The sequence below is a fragment of the Nocardia caishijiensis NBRC 108228 genome, from assembly GCF_001612825.1.
Classification (GTDB): Bacteria; Actinomycetota; Actinomycetes; order Mycobacteriales; family Mycobacteriaceae; genus Nocardia; species Nocardia caishijiensis.
Genome location: NZ_BDBE01000033.1, coordinates 1 through 19,194, shown reverse-complemented (window position 1 = coordinate 19,194; position 19,194 = coordinate 1). Strand labels below are relative to the sequence as shown.

General features: G+C 69.2%; 17 protein-coding genes and 1 pseudogene. 10 read left to right on the top strand and 8 right to left on the bottom strand.

The genetic code is table 11. From position 1 onward, the window contains the following. The 3 genes and pseudogenes from NC7_RS17255 to NC7_RS17245 all read right to left on the bottom strand — a co-directional run bounded on the left by NC7_RS17255 (position 1) and on the right by NC7_RS17245 (position 3,733). The gene (locus NC7_RS17255) at positions 1-360 is read right to left on the bottom strand and encodes a hypothetical protein (protein ID WP_067984322.1); all 360 of its coding nucleotides are present in this window, start codon (positions 358-360) and stop codon (positions 1-3) included. 79 nt (positions 361-439) lie between these two features. Further along, a pseudogene (locus NC7_RS17250) lies at positions 440-1,177 on the bottom strand (metallophosphoesterase); the annotation flags it as partial. Positions 1,178-1,255: 78 nt separating this feature from the next. Next, the gene (locus tag NC7_RS17245; RefSeq protein WP_084458555.1) at positions 1,256-3,733 is read right to left on the bottom strand and encodes a phosphoketolase family protein; all 2,478 of its coding nucleotides are present in this window, start codon (positions 3,731-3,733) and stop codon (positions 1,256-1,258) included. Positions 3,734-3,894: 161 nt separating this feature from the next. On the opposite strand from NC7_RS17245, the gene NC7_RS17240 reads away from it, so the two are divergent. The 5 genes from NC7_RS17240 to clpX all read left to right on the top strand — a co-directional run bounded on the left by NC7_RS17240 (position 3,895) and on the right by clpX (position 8,869). Further along, on the top strand, positions 3,895-4,416 hold the full coding sequence (locus NC7_RS17240; protein WP_067984317.1) for an FKBP-type peptidyl-prolyl cis-trans isomerase: 522 nt from the start codon (positions 3,895-3,897) through the stop codon (positions 4,414-4,416). Between the two features lie 143 nt (positions 4,417-4,559). Next, positions 4,560-5,924, top strand: coding sequence for a trigger factor (gene tig, locus NC7_RS17235; protein WP_067984686.1), 1,365 nt, complete (start codon positions 4,560-4,562; stop codon positions 5,922-5,924). A gap of 164 nt (positions 5,925-6,088) precedes the next feature. Continuing rightward, a complete protein-coding gene (locus tag NC7_RS17230) occupies positions 6,089-6,664 on the top strand; it encodes an ATP-dependent Clp protease proteolytic subunit (protein WP_067984684.1) in 576 nt (191 codons plus the stop codon). Positions 6,665-6,710: 46 nt separating this feature from the next. After that, positions 6,711-7,376 (top strand): ATP-dependent Clp protease proteolytic subunit, encoded by a 666-nt coding sequence (locus tag NC7_RS17225; protein ID WP_067486212.1) that lies wholly within the window; start codon positions 6,711-6,713, stop codon positions 7,374-7,376. A 212-nt stretch (positions 7,377-7,588) separates the two neighbouring features. Next, positions 7,589-8,869, top strand: coding sequence for an ATP-dependent Clp protease ATP-binding subunit ClpX (gene clpX / locus NC7_RS17220; protein WP_067984316.1), 1,281 nt, complete (start codon positions 7,589-7,591; stop codon positions 8,867-8,869). 67 nt (positions 8,870-8,936) lie between these two features. Here clpX and NC7_RS17215 read toward each other — a convergent pair whose 3' ends face one another. After that, complete coding sequence (locus tag NC7_RS17215; protein ID WP_067984313.1) at positions 8,937-9,746, bottom strand: hypothetical protein; 810 nt, start codon at positions 9,744-9,746, stop codon at positions 8,937-8,939. Between the two features lie 475 nt (positions 9,747-10,221). Between NC7_RS17215 and mihF the strand changes: the two genes are divergently transcribed. Beyond that, positions 10,222-10,536 carry an integration host factor, actinobacterial type gene (gene mihF / locus NC7_RS17210; RefSeq protein ID WP_019045768.1) on the top strand — a complete coding sequence of 105 codons (315 nt, stop codon included), beginning with the start codon at positions 10,222-10,224 and terminating at the stop codon, positions 10,534-10,536. A 63-nt stretch (positions 10,537-10,599) separates the two neighbouring features. On the opposite strand, the gene NC7_RS17205 is transcribed toward mihF, so the two are convergent. After that, a complete protein-coding gene (locus NC7_RS17205) occupies positions 10,600-11,757 on the bottom strand; it encodes a hypothetical protein (protein WP_157102050.1) in 1,158 nt (385 codons plus the stop codon). Between the two features lie 124 nt (positions 11,758-11,881). On the opposite strand from NC7_RS17205, the gene NC7_RS17200 reads away from it, so the two are divergent. Next, positions 11,882-12,523: a TetR/AcrR family transcriptional regulator gene (locus NC7_RS17200; protein ID WP_067984309.1), complete on the top strand. Its 642-nt coding sequence runs from the start codon at positions 11,882-11,884 to the stop codon at positions 12,521-12,523. Continuing rightward, complete coding sequence (locus NC7_RS17195) at positions 12,520-13,161, top strand: GNAT family N-acetyltransferase (RefSeq protein ID WP_084458554.1); 642 nt, start codon at positions 12,520-12,522, stop codon at positions 13,159-13,161. The genes NC7_RS17200 and NC7_RS17195 overlap by 4 nt, the downstream gene beginning before the upstream one ends. An 89-nt stretch (positions 13,162-13,250) precedes the next feature. On the opposite strand, the gene NC7_RS17190 is transcribed toward NC7_RS17195, so the two are convergent. Further along, a complete protein-coding gene (locus NC7_RS17190) occupies positions 13,251-14,810 on the bottom strand; it encodes a glycerol-3-phosphate dehydrogenase/oxidase (protein ID WP_067984682.1) in 1,560 nt (519 codons plus the stop codon). 18 nt (positions 14,811-14,828) lie between these two features. Continuing rightward, positions 14,829-15,422 (bottom strand): TetR/AcrR family transcriptional regulator, encoded by a 594-nt coding sequence (locus NC7_RS17185; protein ID WP_067984307.1) that lies wholly within the window; start codon positions 15,420-15,422, stop codon positions 14,829-14,831. A gap of 195 nt (positions 15,423-15,617) precedes the next feature. Here NC7_RS17185 and NC7_RS17180 point away from each other — a divergent pair, with 195 nt between their 5' ends. Then, complete coding sequence (locus tag NC7_RS17180) at positions 15,618-17,246, top strand: FAD-binding oxidoreductase (protein ID WP_084458553.1); 1,629 nt, start codon at positions 15,618-15,620, stop codon at positions 17,244-17,246. Beyond that, on the top strand, positions 17,243-18,193 hold the full coding sequence (locus NC7_RS17175; protein ID WP_067984305.1) for a diacylglycerol kinase family protein: 951 nt from the start codon (positions 17,243-17,245) through the stop codon (positions 18,191-18,193). The genes NC7_RS17180 and NC7_RS17175 overlap by 4 nt, the downstream gene beginning before the upstream one ends. A gap of 35 nt (positions 18,194-18,228) precedes the next feature. Here the strand turns inward: NC7_RS17175 and NC7_RS17170 are convergent, their stop codons facing one another. After that, positions 18,229-18,921, bottom strand: a complete 693-nt coding sequence (locus tag NC7_RS17170; protein WP_236573548.1) for an AAA family ATPase — start codon at positions 18,919-18,921, stop codon at positions 18,229-18,231. Between the last annotated feature and the right edge of the window lie 273 nt (positions 18,922-19,194).

Here is a 19,194-nt window from a genome sequence, read left to right as displayed (position 1 = left end):
TCACGCGCAGCGGAAGCGGAACTCCGCGCGGGCCTCGGTGCTCGCGGTGACGGTGAGCCGCACGGGTTCGGTGTCGGCGAGGCCGCACCCGCCCGGCACCGTCACCACCCGCGCCTCGTAGCAGCCGTCGGGCAGGGCGACGCTCGCGCTGCCGTCGGCGCCGCTCACCAGAGTGGTGACGATCTCCTCGGCGCCGCAGGCGCGGACTTCGATATCGGCCCGGTTGACCGGCATGGGTTCGGAACCGGTGATCGCGCGGACGGTGAGTGTCCCGGTTCCCGGCGGCGCCGGATCGGCGCTCGCCACACCGGTGATCATCAGTGGAGCCAGAACGGACAGTGCGAGCAAACTACGGCGCATGAACCTCTCCTCGTCGATGAGTCGGGTCGTCCGCTGCTGATGGTAGGCCCTAGTCGGGCACCGGTGTGATACCCGCGCGTTCGTACCAGACCTGTTCGGCGGGCACCGAGACGGTGTGCAGCTCCGGGTAGCGCAGGGCCGACAGCGTGCCGCCGAACACCACGCCGGTGTCAAGACACAGCGTGTTGTTGACCCACTGCAGTGCCGTGACGGGCGTGTGCCCGTAGACGACCACCGGCGCTCCCCGATAATCCTGTGCCCAGTCGTAGCGGATCGGCAGGCCGTGCACGTCCACCTCGCCGGTGGGTGCCCCGTAGAGCGCGAAGGACCGGGCCCGCCCGGATGTGCTGCCGTGCAGGCTTTCCGGCAGCCCGGCGTGGGCGACGACCAGCCCGCCCCGGTCGAGCAGATAGTGGCCGGGCAGCTCGCGCAGGAAAGCCTGTGTGGCGGCGCGGAATTCGTCGTCCTCGTCGGCCAGCTGGGCCAGCGACTGCTCCAACCCGTGCGCGATCCGCACATTGCGGCCGTCGAGGGCGCGCACCAGTTTGTAGTCGTGGTTGCCCGCCACGCACAGGGCCGTTCGGGCCGCGACCATGCCCATCACCAGTCGCAGCACACCGGGCGTGTCGGGGCCACGGTCGACGAGATCGCCGACGAACACGGCCGTGCGGCCCTCGGGGTGGGCGGCCGTCACCGGCCTGCCTCGGTCGTCGTGCTCGATGCCGTACCCGAGTTCGCCGAGCAGCGTTTCGAGTTCGGCGCGGCAGCCGTGCACGTCCCCGATCACGTCGAAGGGACCACGCAGGTCGCGGCGGTCGCGCGGGAGTATGTCGATACGGCGTTGCTCGGTCATCGTCTCCATCGTCGGCCAGTCGCGACCCGCGCCGCAACCGCGTTACGTCACAGTGGGGACCGACGCCTCCGGCCACACCCAGTTCGCGACGGCCGGAATGTCCTCGCCGTGCTCCCTGGTCCAGCTGCGTGCCGCGAGCCGGGCGTCGACCATCTCCTGGCGCAAACCCGCCGCCCGCGTGCGCAGGCCGGGTACCCGGTCGATCACGTCGAGCACCAGGTGGAAGCGGTCGAGGTCGTTGAGCATCACCATGTCGAACGGGGTGGTCGTGGTGCCCTTCTCCTTGTATCCGCGCACGTGCAGGCCCGCGTGATTGCGCCTGCGGTAGGTGAGCCGGTGCACCAGCCAGGGGTAACCGTGGAAGGCGAAGATCACCGGCCGGTCGGCGGTGAAGAGGGTGTCGAAATGGGCGTCGGACAGGCCGTGTGGATGTTCCTCGGCCGGGAGCAGCCGCATCAGATCGACCACGTTGACCACGCGCACCCGCAGGTCGGGCAGCCGGTCACGCAGGATCGCGGCGGCGGCGAGTGTTTCCAGCGTGGGGACGTCACCCGCGCAGGCCAGCACCACATCGGGGGTGGTGCCCTGATCGTCGTTGTGGCCCGCCCACTCCCAGATGCCGACCCCGCGCGCGCAGTGCACGGCGGCCTCCGGCACCGAAAGCCAGTCCGGCCCCGGCTGTTTGCCCGCGACCACCACGTTCGCGTAGTGCATCGACCGCAGGCAGTGGTCGTAGGTGGACAGCAGCGTGTTGGCGTCGGGCGGCAGGTACACCCGCACGATCTCCGGGCTCTTGTTCACCACCACATCGAGGAAACCGGGGTCCTGGTGGGTGAAGCCGTTGTGGTCCTGGCGCCACACATGCGAACTCAGCAGATAGTTCAGGCTCGGGATGCGGCGTCGCCACGGGACCGCGAGGCTGGCATCGAGCCACTTGGCGTGCTGGTTGAACATGGCGTCGACGATGTGGATGAACGCCTCGTAGCAGGTGAACACGCCGTGGCGGCCGGTGAGCAGATAGCCCTCGAGCAGACCCTGGCACATGTGCTCGGACAGCACCTCGACCGCGCGCCCGGTCGGCGACAACGCCACGTCCCAGCGACCGACCTCGGCCTGCCAGTCGCGACCGGTCACCTCGAGGATGTCCCGGAGCCGGTTGCTGGCGAGCTCGTCGGGGGCGAAGGTCAGGAAGTTGTGCGGGTTGCGGGTGGTGACGTCACGCAGCCAAGCACCGAGCACCCGGGTCGGTTCGTGTCTGCTCGCCCCCGGCCGCTCCACCGGGAGGCCGTAGCCGCGCCAGTCCGGCAGGTCGAGATCGCGGACGAGTAGCCCACCGTTGGCCACCGGATTGAGGCTCATCGGGCGTTCGGGGATCTGGGTCAGCAGGGCGGATATCGGTCTGCCCTCGGCGTCGAACAGCTCCTCGGGGCGGTAGGACCGCAACCATTCCTCGAGCACCCGCCGGTGTTCCGGGTCGGTCCGCGCGGCGGGCAACGGAACCTGGTGGGCGCGGAAGGTGCCCTCGACCCGTTCGCCGTCGACCACCGGGGGACAGGTCCAGCCCTTCGGGGTGTGCAGCACGATCATCGGCCAGCGCGGGCGGGTGGTGTCGCCGTCCTCGCGCGCGGCCCGCTGGAACTCGGCGATCCGGTCAAGGCAGGCGTCCATGGCGGCGGCCATCTTCTGATGCACCCGTGACGGATCGTTGCCCGAGACGATCAGCGGTTCGTAGCCGTACCCGCGCAGCAGCTCGATGAGCTCCTCGCGGGGGACGCGCGCCAGGATCGTCGGATTGGCGATCTTGTACTCGTTGAGCGCGAGGATCGACACCACCGCGCCGTCGCGGCCCGCGTTGAGGAACTTGTTCGCGTGCCAGCTACCCGCGAGCGGGCCGGTCTCGGCCTCGCCGTCGCCGATCACGCAGAACACCGTGAGATCGGGGTTGTCCAGGGCGGCGCCGTAGGCGTGCAGCAGCGAATAGCCGAGCTCACCACCCTCGTGGAACGACCCGGGGGTCTCCGGGGCGCAGTGGCTCGGGACGCCGCCGGGGAAGGAGAACTGGTGGAACAACCGACGCATGCCGTCGACGTCACGGGGGATGTCGCGGTAGAGCTCGGCGTAGGCGCCTTCCAGCCAGGCGCAGGCGTTGGGGCCCGGCCCGCCGTGACCGGGGCCCGCGACGAAGACGGCGTTCAGATCGCGGTCGCGGATCACCCGATTCGCGTGCGCCCACACCAGATTCAGGCCGGGCACCGTGCCGAAATGGCCGAGCAGGCGCGGCTTGATGTCGGTGGAACGCAGCGGTTCGCGCAGCAGCGGGTTGCGCATCAGGTAGATCTGGCCGACCGCGAGATAGTTCGCGGCCCGCCACCACTTGTCGACCGCGATCAGTTCCTCACCGGTGAGCGGGCCAGGGGTTTCGGTGAGGGGATAGGGCTTGGGGGCGAGGGACTCGCCTTCCCCGCCGCCGCCCACGTTGTCGGCGGCGGTATCGCCCTCGCTGTTGCTGAGCCGGGTCATCGCTGACTCTCCTCGCACTCGCCTGCGCTGCGGCGTCGCCCGCCGCCGGACTGGTCGGCGCACCGGAGGACACCCGGCGGCGCCGGTGGAGAAACGCAGTGCCGAGCCTACCGTCGTGCCGGTTGGCGCCGCCGGATCCGCGCTCCACTACTGTGCGGGCCATGGTTTCTCTCCCCAGGATCATCGGGACCGGGCTGGTCGCCGTCGCCGCCCTCGCGAGCGCGGCGTGCGGTTCCGACAGCGGGTCGGCCGAGTCCACGGCGGCCCCGACCCGTGAATGCATCGCCGAGGACATCAAGGTGGTCGGCGGCTTCGGTGACCCGCCGGAGATCACCATCCCCGACGACTGCAACCCGCCCAAGTCGCTGCTGGTGAAGGACCTGGTGCCCGGCACCGGGCCCGGCGCCGTGGCCATGCAGCCGCTCACCATGAACTACGCGCTGGTCACCTGGTCGGACAAGCAGACCCTCGACAGCTCGTTCAAGCGCGGCGCGCCCTTCGATCTGACGCTCGGCGCCGGACAGGTCATCGAGGGCTGGGACAAGGGCCTGATCGGTGTGCAGCAGGGTGCGCGCAGGCTGCTCATCGTGCCGCCGGACCTCGGCTACGGCGAAGGCGGCAACGGCGTCGCGCCCAACGAGACACTCGTCTTCGTCACCGACGCGGTGCAGGTCGGCAGCTAGCCGCCACCGCAACCAACCGCCGATTGCGCGACCGCGACGGCGGTCAACTACCCTGGTCGGGATGCGTGCGTCCGCACCGACTCGAGGCGCGCGACGCCCCATGCGGGGCCACCACCATGAACTACGAACCAAGGAGCATGTCCGTGAAGAGCACCGTCGAGCAGCTGAGCCCGACCCGGGTCCGGATCAACGTCGAGGTGCCCTTCGAGGAGCTGAAGCCCGACTTCGACAAGGCGTACAAGGCGCTGGCCCAGCAGGTCAAGATCCCCGGTTTCCGTCCCGGCAAGGCCCCGGCCAAGCTGATCGAGACCCGCGTCGGCCGTGGCGCCGTGCTCGAGCAGGTCGTCAACGACGCGCTGCCGAACAAGTACGCCGAGGCCGTGCAGACCGGCGAGGTGAAGGTCATCGGCCAGCCCGAGATCGAGATCACCAAGATCGAGGACGGCGACGAGCTGGCCTTCACCGCCGAGGTCGACGTGCGCCCGGAGATCACCCTGCCCGACTACTCGGGCATCGAGGTCACCGTCGATTCCTTCACCATCGGCGACGACGACATCGAGCAGCAGCTCACCTCGCTGCGTCAGCGCTTCGGCACTCTGACCGGTGTCGAGCGGGCCGTGCAGGACGGCGACTTCGTCTCGATCGACCTGTCGGCCACCGTCGACGGCGAGGACGTGCCCGAGGCCGCCACCACCGGCCTGTCGCACGAGGTCGGTTCGGGTCAGCTCATCGAAGGCCTCGACGAGGCCGTCATCGGTCTGAAGGCCGGTGAGTCCGCCGAGTTCACCTCCACCCTGGTGGCCGGTGAGCACGCGGGCAAGGAAGCCGTGATCACCGTGACCGTGCAGTCGGTCAAGGAGCGCGAGCTGCCCGAGGCCGACGACGAGTTCGCCCAGCTGGCCAGCGAATTCGACACCATCGACGAGCTCAAGGAAGACCTCAAGGGCCGCGTCGAGCGCACCAAGAAGATCGAGCAGGCCGGTCAGATCCGCGACAAGGTCCTCGACACCCTGCTCGAGACCGTCGAGGTGCCGCTGCCCGAGGCCGTCGTCAAGGCGGAGGTCGACGCGGTGCTGCACGACGCCGTGCACGGCTTCGACCACGACGAGGCCAAGCTGGCCGAGGCGCTCGAGGCGCAGGGCTCCTCCCGCGAGGAGTTCGACAAGGACACTCAGGAAGCCGCCGAGAAGTCGGTGAAGACCCAGCTGCTGCTCGATGCCATCGCCGAGGCCGAGGGCACCCAGGTCGGCCAGCAGGAGCTCACCGAGCGCATCCTGTTCCAGGCCCAGCGCTACGGCATGTCGCCGGAGCAGTTCATCCAGCAGGTGCAGCAGGCCGGTCAGCTCGGCGCGGTGTTCGCCGACGTGCGGCGCGGCAAGGCGCTGGCCGGAGTTGTCGGTCAGGTGAAGGTCACCGACTCCGACGGCAACGAGGTCGACACCACCGAAATGTTCGGTGACCCTGCGGATTCCGCCGAGACCGAGCAGGGCGAAGCCGCTGCTGAGTAAGTTTTCTCGGCGTGATTTGATTGCGCTGTGAGCGAAGAAGGGCGGTACCGGGAGTTCGGTGCCGCCCTGTTTCGTTAGTGTTTGAGACGACGACGAACCGTAGGCCGTTTGCAATCGGTGAGAAGAGAAGGCAGGTATCCGTGACAATCAACCAGGCAGGGGTCATGACAGCCGCTACTGCTGGTCTCAACCTCAGTGATTCCGTGTACGAGCGGCTGCTGCGCGAGCGCATCATCTTCCTGGGCACCCAGGTCGACGACGAGATCGCGAACAAGATCTGCGCGCAGATCCTGCTGCTCTCGGCCGAGGACGCGACCAAGGACATCGCGCTCTACATCAACTCTCCCGGTGGCTCGGTCACCGCGGGCATGGCGATCTACGACACCATGCAGTTCGCCGAGTGCGACATCAAGACCGTCGCGATGGGCTTGGCCGCGTCGATGGGGCAGTTCCTGCTCACCGCGGGGACCAAGGGCAAGCGTTTCGCGCTGCCGCACACCCGGATCATGATGCACCAGCCGTCGGCGGGCATCGGTGGTTCGGCCGCCGACATCGCGATCATGGCCGAGCAGTTCGCGCACACCAAGCGTGAACTCAACGAGCTGCAGGCGCTGCACACCGGCAAGTCGGTCGAGCAGGTCACCGAGGACGCGGACCGCGACCGCTGGTTCACGGCGAAGGAAGCCCTCGAGTACGGCTTCATCGACCACGTGGTCAGCCACGCGAACCAGGCGAAGTAACCCACCGCCGCGCCCCGACACACTCGACTCGAGCTTGGAGACAACCATGGCCAATCTGATCGACCCGCGCGCAGGCTTGGGTGGCGCTGCCGCCGCCAACCCGCAGTCGCGCTACATCCTGCCGCAGTTCACCGAGCAGACTTCGTTCGGCGTCAAGACCTCCGACCCGTACAACAAGCTGTTCGAGGAGCGCATCATCTTCCTGGGCAACCAGGTCGACGATGTCTCGGCCAACGACATCATGGCGCAGCTGCTCGTGCTGGAGTCGCAGGATCCCGATCGCGACATCACCATGTACATCAACTCGCCCGGTGGCTCGTTCACCGCGCTGATGGCGATCTACGACACCATGCAGTACGTGCGTCCCGACGTGGTGACGGTGTGCCTCGGCCAGGCCGCCTCGGCCGCGGCCGTGCTGCTGGCCGCCGGTGCCCCGGGCAAGCGCGCCGCGCTGCCCAACGCGCGCATCCTGATCCACCAGCCGTCCTCGGGTGGCGTGCAGGGCCAGGTGTCCGACCTCGAGATCGCCGCCGCCGAGATCGAGCGGATGCGCCGTCTCATGGAGGTCACGATCTCGCGGCACACCGGCAAGTCCGAGGAGCAGGTCCGCAAGGACACCGACCGCGACAAGATCCTGACCGCCGAGGAAGCCAAGGAATACGGCATCGTCGACCAGGTCTTCGACTACCGCAAGCTCAGCGGACAGAAGTGACACGCCCGGGTCCGTCGTCGGCTGGTCGGCGGCGGACCCGGTTTTCTGCTACAACCCAACACATCGAACATGCGCGAGTTGTCGACCTGGCTCGCGCACAGCAGGTACGGTCGACTCAGGGACCATTGCTCTGATTGTCGGCACCGAAACGTATTCCGGCCCAATCGGAGGACGAGGGTCGCACTCGCACACAGGAAGTAGGGACCTACGAGATGGCGCGCATCGGAGACGGCGGCGATCTGCTCAAGTGCTCGTTCTGCGGAAAGAGCCAGAAGCAGGTCAAGAAGCTCATTGCGGGCCCCGGGGTCTATATCTGCGACGAGTGCATCGATCTCTGCAACGAGATCATCGAGGAGGAGTTGGCCGAGTCGAGCGAGGTCAAGCTCGACGAGCTGCCCAAGCCCTCGGAGATCCGCGATTTCCTCGAGAACTACGTGATCGGCCAGGACACCGCCAAGCGGACCCTCGCCGTCGCGGTCTACAACCACTACAAGCGCATCCAGGCGGGCGACAAGGGCCGCGACAGCCGGGGTGAGACGGTCGAGCTGGCCAAGTCGAACATCCTGATGCTCGGGCCGACCGGTTGCGGCAAGACCTACCTGGCGCAGACGCTGGCCAAGATGCTGAACGTGCCGTTCGCCATCGCCGACGCCACCGCGCTCACCGAGGCGGGTTACGTCGGCGAGGATGTCGAGAACATTCTGCTCAAGCTCATCCAGGCCGCCGACTACGACGTGAAGCGCGCCGAGACCGGCATCATCTACATCGACGAGGTCGACAAGATCGCCCGCAAGAGCGAGAACCCGTCGATCACCCGCGATGTCTCCGGTGAGGGTGTGCAGCAGGCGCTGCTGAAGATCCTGGAGGGCACCCAGGCCAGTGTGCCGCCGCAGGGCGGTCGCAAGCACCCGCACCAGGAGTTCATCCAGATCGACACCACGAATGTGCTGTTCATCGTGGCGGGCGCGTTCGCGGGTCTGGAGAAGATCATCTCCGACCGCACCGGTCACCGTGGCATCGGTTTCGGTGCCGAGGTGCGTTCCAAGGCCGAGGTCGACACCGACGACCACTTCGCCGACGTGATGCCCGAGGACCTGATCAAGTTCGGTCTGATCCCCGAGTTCATCGGTCGCCTCCCGGTGGTCGCCTCGGTGACCAACCTGGACAAGGAATCGCTGGTCAAGATCCTCTCCGAGCCGAAGAACGCGCTGGTCAAGCAGTACGTCCGGCTGTTCGAGATGGACGGTGTCGACCTCGAGTTCACCACCGACGCGCTCGAGGCCGTCGCCGATCAGGCCATCCTGCGCGGCACGGGCGCGCGTGGTCTGCGCGCGATCATGGAGGAAGTCCTGCTGCCGGTGATGTACGACATCCCGGGTCGCGACGATGTGGCGAAGGTGGTCGTGAACGCCGACACCGTCACCGAGAACGTCCTCCCGACCATCGTGCCGCGCAAGACGCAGCGCACCGAGCGTCGCGACAAGTCGGCCTGAGCGCCGCTGAACGCCTGAACGCCACAGCGCCCGCTGGATCGGATCCGGCGGGCGCTGTGCTGTGTGGTCAGTTGTCGCGGAACGAGGGGGCCGCGGAAATGCTGTCCTCGTCGTCCTCGGCGGGGATCTCGGCCGAAGCCCGGGCGATGGCCGTGCTATAGCGCGCGCTGGCGGCGTTGTGGATGAGCAGGGCCACCCCGATCATCACCGGGGCGACGGCGTGCACGGCGGCGTCGTACCAGTTGCCCGCGCTCAGATGCGGGTAGGTGTTGAGGGCGATGGTGAGGGTGAGCAGGAAACCCTCCGCGATGAACACCTGCGTGCGGTTGCCCATCACGCCCCACTCCGAGACCCGGGTGGTGCCGATCATGATGATGACCAGACAGACGCTGATCATCGCCTCCAGGCCGAAACTGGCCCAGAACAGCGGGTCGCTCGGGCCACCGGGGGCGATGTTGTGCTGCACGTTCACCGCCGACCACAGCATGCCCGCGATCACGACGCCCGCGAGCGCGCGCAGCGACCAGGTGCGGTGCTGGTAGAGCGAGGCCAGCCGGGCGCGGGGGTTGGATTCGCGGCGCTGCGCGGCGATGGCCTTGCGCGCGAGCATGAGGTCGGCCATCTCGGCGCGTTCCAGCTCGGCGGTCGTCTCGCGCAGGCGGTCGGCGTGCGTGGAGGCGGCTTTGATCTGCTTCCAGCGCTGATCGCGCTCGTAGGTGCGGATCTTCTCGGCGAGTTCCCGTTCGGCGCGCAGTTCGTCCTCCGAGAGCGCGTCGGTCAGCGCCGGGTCGGATTGGTAGCTGATGCGCTGCCGGGCACGTTCCACCCGGACGGGCAACGCGAGGACTTCGTCATCGAGCGGGTGTTCCTCGCGCATCGCAACTCCAGTGTGCAAAAGGGTTCGCCTGGTCGCGTCATTGTTGCGCATCGAGGCGCCCGAGGCACATCCGCGGTCCGGGTTGGCCGGGCCCACAGCTGTTTTCAGCGGCCGTCGTGGACACGGTGACGAACGATTCGCATCGTCCGCGCCCGGAGTCGAGGAGCGTCGTTGATCCTCCGTGGTTCGCCGTTGAACCTTCGTCCGTCCGGTGCTTCTGCTGATGATGTCGTTGCCGTTCATCAGCGTGTTACCTGATTGTCCGCAGGGACGGAAGGGTTGGGGGACAGTTTCCGTGGAAACCGTCTTTTCGTCCGTTTCGTCCGTCTGCAGGGCGTTTACCCATTAAGACGGGCTCACCGCGCAAAACTCATCGGCGTATCCTCGCGGTGTGTCGGACTGATGCGGCCGATTTCGTGCTGTTTACTCGGTCCGTCAATCAGATGTTCGAGTGACGAGTGGAAGCGGAGGAGACATGGCACTGCCTACGATGACCGCCGAACAGCGCACCGAGGCGTTGGCCAAAGCGGCTGCCGTGCGCAAGGCGCGCTCGGAACTGATCGGCAAGGTGAAGGAGGGCAAGGTCACCGTCGCCGATCTGCTCAAGAAGGCCGACAGCGACGACTTGGTGAAGAAGACCAAGGTCGCGGCCGTGATCAAGGCGCTGCCGGGCGTTGGCCCGGTGAAGGCGGCCAAGCTGATGGATCAGGCCGAGATTCCCGAGGATCGTCGTATCGGTGGTCTCGGTGCACGCCAGCGCGCGGCACTGCTCGACGCCCTCGAGGCCTGAGCCGGATCGTGATCCGGCGCCCGTGGTGCTCCACGCACGGGCGTCGGGATGGTCCGGGCGAGCTCAGACGCAGTACGTCAGCAGGAAATCGTTGATACGCAGGCGCCAGCCCGGCTGCAGTTCGATCGGGAGGGTGCCGACTCGCGACCATCGGTCGCTGTCGGGGGCGGCGAAGTAGGTGCCGGAGGTGGCGGGCGCCTCACGGACGAACACCTTGCCCCGGTCGGGGTCCACGAAGGCATGGACCCGCGAAACCAGCCGGTCGCGTTCGATCAGGATCGGGGTGGCGGCGGACTGGCGGACGGAATTGTCGCCGGAGGGGTTGCGACCGAGCACATACGGCCGGTCGAGGGGATAGCTCAGACCCTCCTCGGTGACCAGGGCACCCCGTGGACTCGTCGAACTACCCACGTGCGCTTGACCTTTGCGCAAGCCGACCGGCTCGGCACGCTTGGCCGCATCGATCGCCTGCGACCACGCCAGCGGCGCGTGGGTGGCGGGAGAGTTGCGCGGGCCGGTGCTCACGGTGGCGCCCTCGCCGGAATCGGCACGACCTCCCACGCTCACGGTCTCGCTGTCCGGAGCGCTCGTCACCGGCTCGTCGGCCACGGCGAAACCGCTGGTCGACGGTTGCGCGGCGGGTTCGGCCTCGGCACGCGGGCGGACCGCCTGGAAACCGGTGGCCTCGGTGGGTGGCGGTTCGTCGATCGCCTCCACGCGGCGCGGTGCCGGACCACGACGACGGCCGAGGTTGAGCACGAAACCGTTGCCGTTGACGATCCCCGACCGCAGGTCGGTGCGCGGGTTGGCGCTGGTCGGGTCGGCCATCTCGGCGCCGATGGCGATGCGGCGCACCGGCTCGCGGATGATCTCGTCGACCCAGGTGAAGGCGCGGTCCCCGGCGAGACGACGGTTGCCCTCGGCGCCGGAGACCTCGGCGATCACGGTGCCGCGCAACAAGATCAGAATGCCGTCGGCCGTGGGGGCGAGGACACCGAACGGCGGCGGCGCCGACGCGCCGCCGAACACCACCCCGGCCAGCCGTTGGGCCAGCGCCGCACCGGGGGCTGAGGCCGTGGTGTTGAGCGCGACCGTCTCGACGGCGCCGAGTAACCGGTCGGTGGAGGGTGTCTCACCGGCCAGATAGACCACGACATCGCCGAATCGGGCGACGATTCCGGTGCCGGGCACGATTGCCACCGTGGACGAATGCGCGCGCATCAACGCCTCCTTGTCGGATGGGGTCACTGCCAGCATAGAGGGACTCGGCGGGTGCGGAAGCGGGTTGTCACGCGAACAATGTTCGTGGCAAACGACGTTCGAGCGACGAGTAGAATGATCGGCCATGAAAGCCGCACCCGTCAGTCGCCGGGCCAGACCGGCGAAAGCTCCACTGAGTCGTGACATCGTCATCGAGACCGGACTGCGCATCCTCGATTCCGAGGGATCGGGCGCACTCACCATGCGCCGGGTGGCGCAGGAACTCGATACCGGTGCCGCCTCGCTCTATGTCTACGTCGCCAACCGCGACGACCTGATGACCGGCATGCTCGACCACGTGCTGGCCGCGGTGCCGACGCCAACGGTCGGCGACTGGCGTACCCGCCTGGAAACCCTCGTCGCCTCGGCCGTCGACGCGCTCGCCCGCCACGAGGGTCTCGCGCTGGTTGCCTTCGGCCGCTCGACCGGCCGCGCGCTCGGGCTGATCGAGCAGTTGCTCGGCCTGCTGCGCGAGGGCGGCCTCGATGCGGCGAGCGCCGCCTGGGGCGTCGACCTGCTGTACCCGCACATCACCGCCGCGGCCGCCGAGCGGGCGGTCTACGACGACTCGGCCGTCGCCCGCCGCCTCGCCGACCTGCCCGCCCGGCGCTACCCGAACATCACCGCCGTCCGCGAGCAACTGGTCGGCCAGGGTGCCGCCCGCGCGCGGTGGGCGCTGAACGCGCTGCTCAACGGCATCCTCGCCACCCCCGTGGAGGTGCGATGACCGGCTTGGAGCACGTACCCGCGATCGTCACCCGAACCGACTACGCGATCGTCGCAACCGATCCCGTTCGGCGCCGCGCAGCGATCCGAACCGGCGAACTCGGTCGGCCGGGCGGACCCATCCGGCCTGCCCGCGAACGCGATATCGCCGCGCTGCAGGAGATCGAACGGCGGGCCGGAGTGCCGTTCGCCGAGATCGGCATGGTCGCTGTCGCCGAGGACGAGCCGCCCTCGGCGGAACTGCTGCGCGAGTTTCTCGCGAGCGAACGGGCCTGGGTCTGGCCGGACGCGGACGATCGGCCCATCGGCTACCTGTTGCTCGGCATCGTGGACGGGCAACCGCACATCGACCAGGTGTCGGTCGACCCCGCCCATTCCGGTCTGCGGATCGGCAAGAGCCTCATCGACCACGCCGTCACCTGGGCGAAGTCCCAGGGCCTGCGCGAACTCACCCTCACGACCTTCACCGAGGTCCCGTGGAACGGCCCCTACTACGAACGTCTCGGCTTCACCTACATCCCCGTCGCCGACGAGTCGCCCGGCCTGCGCGCCATCCGCGCCGAGGAGTCGGCCAACGGCCTCGACGAATGGCCGCGCGCGTGCATGCGCGTTGACCTCGCGACCTGGGTGTACGACTGAGCCGTCGCTCGGGGCCGAGGCGGTGGTGTCGGCTGGCCTCGCGGAGTCCGCTTGTGTCGGCTATTCGGGCTGCGTCCCGGGCCGACGGCTTACGGGCGGCCTCCGATGATCGCGGCGTTGCGGGCGAGGGCGGCTTCGGCGGCCGGGATCGCGGCGGCGCGGTCGGTGGGGACCAGGCCGATGCGGGTGCGGCGGTCGAGGAGGTCGTCTACTGTCTCGGCGCCCTCGTGGGTGATGGCGAAGTCGAACTCGGCGGCGGTGACGTCGATTCCGGGGGCGACGGGGGCGGCGAGGGCCGGGTCGGCCAGCCAGGCCGAGACGATGGCTCCCGCTTCGTGGCCGTAGCGCTCGATCAGCACCGGCGGGGCGTCGATGCGGTCGCGGGACGCGCCCGACACCGCACCGACCAGGGGAAGTCGTGTGGTGCGGCACGGCGCGGCCGACAGGCCCGCGTGCGCGATCGCGGCGTCGACAGCGTCCTCGGCCATCCGCCGGTAGGTGGTGAGTTTGCCGCCGACGACGGTGATGAGGCCGTCGGGCGCGGTGAGCACGGCGTGCTCGCGGGAGATGTCGGCGGTGCTGTCGTCGGCCGTCTTCAACAGGGGGCGCAGACCGGCGAAGCGGCCCCGGATGTCCTTGCGGGTCAGCGGTTCCCGCAGGGCGGTGTTGATGGTGTCGAGCAGGAAGTCGATCTCGGCTTCGGTCGGTTGGGGTTCGTCGGGAATCGGGCCGGGGGCGTCCTCGTCGGTGAGGCCGAGGTAGACCCGGCCGTGCGCGGCGGGCAGGGCGAAGACGAAGCGGCTGATGCTGCCGGGAACGGGCACCGTCAGAGCCGCGCCGAGCCCACCGAAGGCGGCGGCGTCGAACACCAGGTGGGTGCCCCGGCTGGGGCGCAGTTCGATGCTGCGGTCGACCTCACCGGCCCAGACACCCGTCGCGTTGACGACGGCACGAGCGCGCACGGTCAGTTCCTCACCCGTGCGGGTGTCGCGTAGCCGCACCGAACGGCCGTCGGCGGCAACGGCTTCCGTCCGGGTGAGCACGGTCGCGCCCTGACCGGCCGCGGTGCGAGCCAGGGCGACGACGAGTCGGGCGTCGTCCACCAACTGCCCGTCCCACGCCTGCAGCCCGCCGCGCAGGCCGTCGCGGCGCACGGTCGGCGCCAGGCGCAGGGCCTCGGCGGCGGCGACCTTGCGCGAGCGAGGCAGGGTCGCGGCCCGGGTGCGCGCGGCCACCCGTAGCGCGTCACCGGCGGCGAAACCCGCACGGATCAGCGAACTCCGCGCCGCACCGACGCCGGGCAGCAGCGGAACGAGCTGGGGGAGTGGGCGAACCAGATGCGGTGCCGTGGTGCGCAACAGGATGCCGCGCTCCACCGCGCTCTCGTGCGCGATGCCGACCCGCCCGCTCGCCAGGTAGCGCAAGCCGCCGTGCACGAGCTTGGAACTCCAGCGGCTCGTGCCGAACGCGAAGTCGTGGCGTTCCACCAGCACGGTGCGCAGACCGCGCGCGGCGGCGTCGAGCGCGACACCGGCACCGGTGACGCCCGCGCCGATCACCACCACATCCACCTCCGGGTGGTCGCCGAGCGCGGCGAGGTCGGCGGCGCGGCGGGCCGCGTGGAGCGCGGTGGGCGAATCAGCAGTCATCACAATCCTTGTCGGGGTTCAGGGAAGCAGGTAACCCTCGATCGCCCTCGCCAGCTCCGCGTCGAACTGCGCACCCTCGAGCAGCGGCGCCATCGTGCCCGCCGACTGGACCGCCGACTGAGCGATGAGCAGCAGCATGGCGGCCAGCTGCTCGGGCTTGCCCGTGCGGATCGACCCGTCTTCCTGACCGATCCGGATCGCGGTGGCGAACAGTTCGATGAGCGTGCGCTGATTGCGGCCGAGCCGACCGAACACATAGGTGAGCATCAGGTCGGTGTCGGTGCGGAAGATCTTGGCGAACACCGCGTTCGACCGCACCGTCGCCGCACCGGCCACGATGCCGCGCACCAGCCGGTCGAGACCGAGACCCGTGTCGGGCATGGTCTCGGCGACGATGGTGCGCAACTCGCGCACCAGCAGTTCCGCGATCAACGAGCCGGTGTCCGGCCACCGCCGGTACACCGTCGGCCTGCTCACACCGGCGCGGCGCGCCACTTCGGTGAGCGTGGTGCGGCGCACCCCGAAGTCGACGACGCAGGCCCGCGCGGCATCGAGAATCGCCATGTCGGTAGGCGAAAGCCGCAGGTCGGCTCGAGCCGCGAGGTCGATCATCGTGGTACACCCCCAAGGTGTTCGGCGACGCCGTGGTGTGGCGCCGTTGGCTGGCCGGAACGCCCAAGGGTATCGAGCGCGCCGGGGGGTTCGTCGCCGCGATCGGGCGGCAGTGACATCCGACAACGGGGTGGAGGTCGATTCGAGGACATCTCGTGTAGTTACTGCTTGACATTATATGTCAGGATGTAACGCATGGTCGAGTTGAACAGCGAAATGTCCGGATCGGCGGCCGAGCGGCCGAGTATGGTGTGGGACGCCTGGGGTGTGCCCGCCGGACATCAACCCCTGTCGGCGCAGATCCGTGGCCTGCTCACCCAGGTGTTCGGGATCTCCGGTGAGCCGGCGGCACGACGCGACGAGGGCGACGTGCCGCTGGTCACGACCTCGCTCACCGACATCGCCCGCGCGGACCTCGGTGCCCTCGTCGGCGCCGAACACGTGAGCACCGACGACGTCGACCGGCTGCGGCACGCGGGCGGCAAGAGCACCCTCGACCTGCTCCGCCGCCGCGACACCCGCCCACAGGACGCGCCCGACGCGATCCTCGCCCCCGCCGACCACGACGCGGTCCTTGCCGTGCTGCGGTACTGCTCCGCGCGTGGCATCGCCGTGGTGCCCTTCGGCGGCGGCACCAGTGTGGTCGGTGGCGTCGACCCGATTCGCGGCCGATTCCCCACCGTCGTCGCGCTCGACCTGCGCCGCCTCGACACCCTCACCGACGTCGACCCGGTGAGCGGCACCGCCACCCTCGGCGCGGGGCTCACCGGGCCACAGGCGGAGAAACTGCTCGCCGCCCACGGTCTTTCGCTCGGCCATTTCCCGCAGAGTTTCGAATTCGCGACCATCGGCGGGTTCGCCGCCACCCGGTCGTCGGGGCAGGCGTCGGCCGGATACGGCCGGTTCGACGACATGGTCCAGCGGCTGGTGGTCGCCACCCCGCAGGGCACCCTCGACCTCGGCCGGGCGCCCGCCTCGGCGGCCGGTCCCGACCTGCGTGAGCTGTTCGTCGGGTCCGAGGGGACGCTCGGTGTCGTCACCTCGGTCACCCTGCGCGTGCACCCCATCCCGGAAACCACCGCCTACCAGGCCTGGTCGTTCCCCGACTTCGCCACCGGGGCGGCGGCCCTGCGCACCGTCGTGCGGACGGGCGCGGCGCCGACGGTGCTTCGGCTGTCCGACGAGGCCGAGACCGGCCTGAACCTGGCTCGTTCGAGCGATATCGGCGGCGCGCCGGTCGCGGGCTGTCTCGCGGTGACGACCTTCGAGGGCAGCACCGCCCACGTCGCGGCCCGCAGTGCCGAAGCGTCCGCATTGTTCCGCGCCGCCGGGGGAACCGCGCTCGGCGAAGCCCCGGCGCGGCAGTGGGAACACGGTCGCTTCGCCGCGCCGTACCTGCGCGACGCCCTCCTCGATGTCGGGGTGCTGTGCGAGACGCTCGAAACGGCGACCAGTTGGTCGAACCTGGCGAACCTGAAGGCGAAAGTGACCGCCGCGCTCACGGATTCGCTCACCGCGCAGGGCACGCCCGCACTGGTGATGTGCCACATCTCGCACACCTACCCGACCGGTGCGTCGCTGTACTTCACCGTCGTCGCCAAGCAACTCGACGACCCCATCGCGCAGTGGCGGGTCGCCAAGGCGGCCGCGGGCGACGCCATCGTCGCCGCCGGTGCCACCATCACCCACCATCACGCCGTCGGCGCCGACCATCGCCCGTGGATGGCGGCCGAGATCGGTGAGCTGGGTGTACGGGTGCTGCGGGCGGTGAAACACGAACTCGATCCCGCGGGCGTGCTGAACCCTGGAAAGCTGGTGCCGTGAAACAGCATTCGGTACAGCGATTATTGCTCGTCACCAATCCGCACTCCGGTGCCGGGCGCGGTGACGGCGTCGCCGAGGCGGTCCTGGCGGTGGCTCTCGCCGGTGGCGTCGAGGTCGCGCAGGTGCGGGCGCCCAGCGCGGCGGAATCGGTCGAGCAGGTGGCGGCCGCGATCGCCGACCCGGCCCGGCGACCCGACGCGGTCGTCTGCGTTGGCGGCGACGGTCTGATGAACGTCCTGCTCGCGGCGCTCGCGCACACCGGGGTGCCGCTCGGGCTGGTCCCCGCGGGCACGGGCAACGACCTGGCCCGCGAACTCGGCATCCCCACCCGCGACCCCCACGCCGCCGCCGAGATCGTGCTGCGCGGCCGCGCGAAGACCATCGACCTGGGTCGCATCGAATCCGCCGGTGCCACGCCAACCTGGTTCGCCACCATCGTCGGCGCCGGTTTCGACGCGCGAGTCACCCTGCGCGCCAACGCCATGCGCCGCCCACGCGGGCCGCTGCGCTACACCGTCGCCGCCGCCGCCGAACTCATGCGCGGCTACACCCTGCCCTTCCAGATCGAGATGTCGGGACTCGCGCCAGGCGCGCTCGACAACCCCGACGACGCGCACGCGGTGATCTACACCGACGCCGTGATGACGCCCATCGGCAACACCCGCACCTACGGTGGCGGAATGCTGGTGTGCCCCGACGCCCTGCCCGACGACGGGTACCTCGACATCACGGTGGTCGGTGCGGTTTCCCGGTGGGAGATGGCGCGGCTGCTGCCCGCGCTGTCGTCGGGCAAGCGCATCGACCACCCGTCGACCAAGCGGTACCGGGCCCGCCGCATCACCGTCACGGCCTCGGGCGGGTATACCACCGCCGACGGCGAACCGGCGGGCACCCTCCCGGTCACCGTCCAGGCGATGCCCGGCGCACTGACCGTGCTGGTGCCCTGAATCCCACCCGCCTCGGGCGTTGTCGAAGCGTCCGTTCAGGCGCTCGAGGTGAACGCGATACGGGAGATCGCGGAGAGGGTTGGCCGGTCGACGATCACCAGCGACGTGGCGGGCAACGGAGTGCGCGGTTCGGCGTCGCGGGCGCCGAGATCGCGCATCAGGCGTTCCCACCGGCGGCAGTGGGCACCGAAGGCGACGGTGTTCACCTGCCTGCCCCGCACGACCTGACCCCGCCTGGCCTGGGCGGCCGGGACATCGATCAGCACCATGTGCACTTCGCGCGTACCCGCGCGCGCCCAGCGCGCGATCAGGCGACGGCTCCAGGCGAACGTGGCGCAGTCGTGGATGGCGACCGGGCCGTCGGCGATCAGCAGCGCCGCGCGGATCGCCCGATAGTGCGCCCAGTGCACCAGCGGACGCCACAGCGGATAGGGCACCCGGCCGAGTCGGTGGCGCAAGCGATTGCGGGCGTGGTTGGAATCGAGCACCAGCGCGCCCGAGGTTGCCCGCACCGCCACCTCGGCGTTCGGGTCGGCGCCGAAAAGCCGGTGCAGCGCAGTGGATTTTCCGGCGCCGGGCACTCCGGCGAAGATCAACACCGCTGTGGCGGGGTAGCGCAATTCGTCGACGTGGTCCGCGCGTAAGTCCAGCAGTGAGGTGGGGGTGACGATCCGAGTCGGCACGGATCGGTCGGCGGAGGGGGCGCTGGCATCGAGCGGGGGCGTCACCCTCTCCAGAATCCGGGAAAACCGACATTTCGGCAATCGGTGGATACCCTGAGTTCGCCGTCGACCGGCCTGTCGGACAACAACTTCCGCGTGTCGGATGGTTCCGGTCACAATGTCGCTCGGCACCGCTTGGATGAATCTGAGAATTGGCTATGTATTCGAGGAGCGGGCGAAATTCGCCGGTAGAGTCGGGTGCGAGAGGCGAAGTCTTCGGTGTCCCTCATCCACCGAAGACTTCGCCTCTGTTTTTGTTGGAGCGCTGGCGGTGTTTTT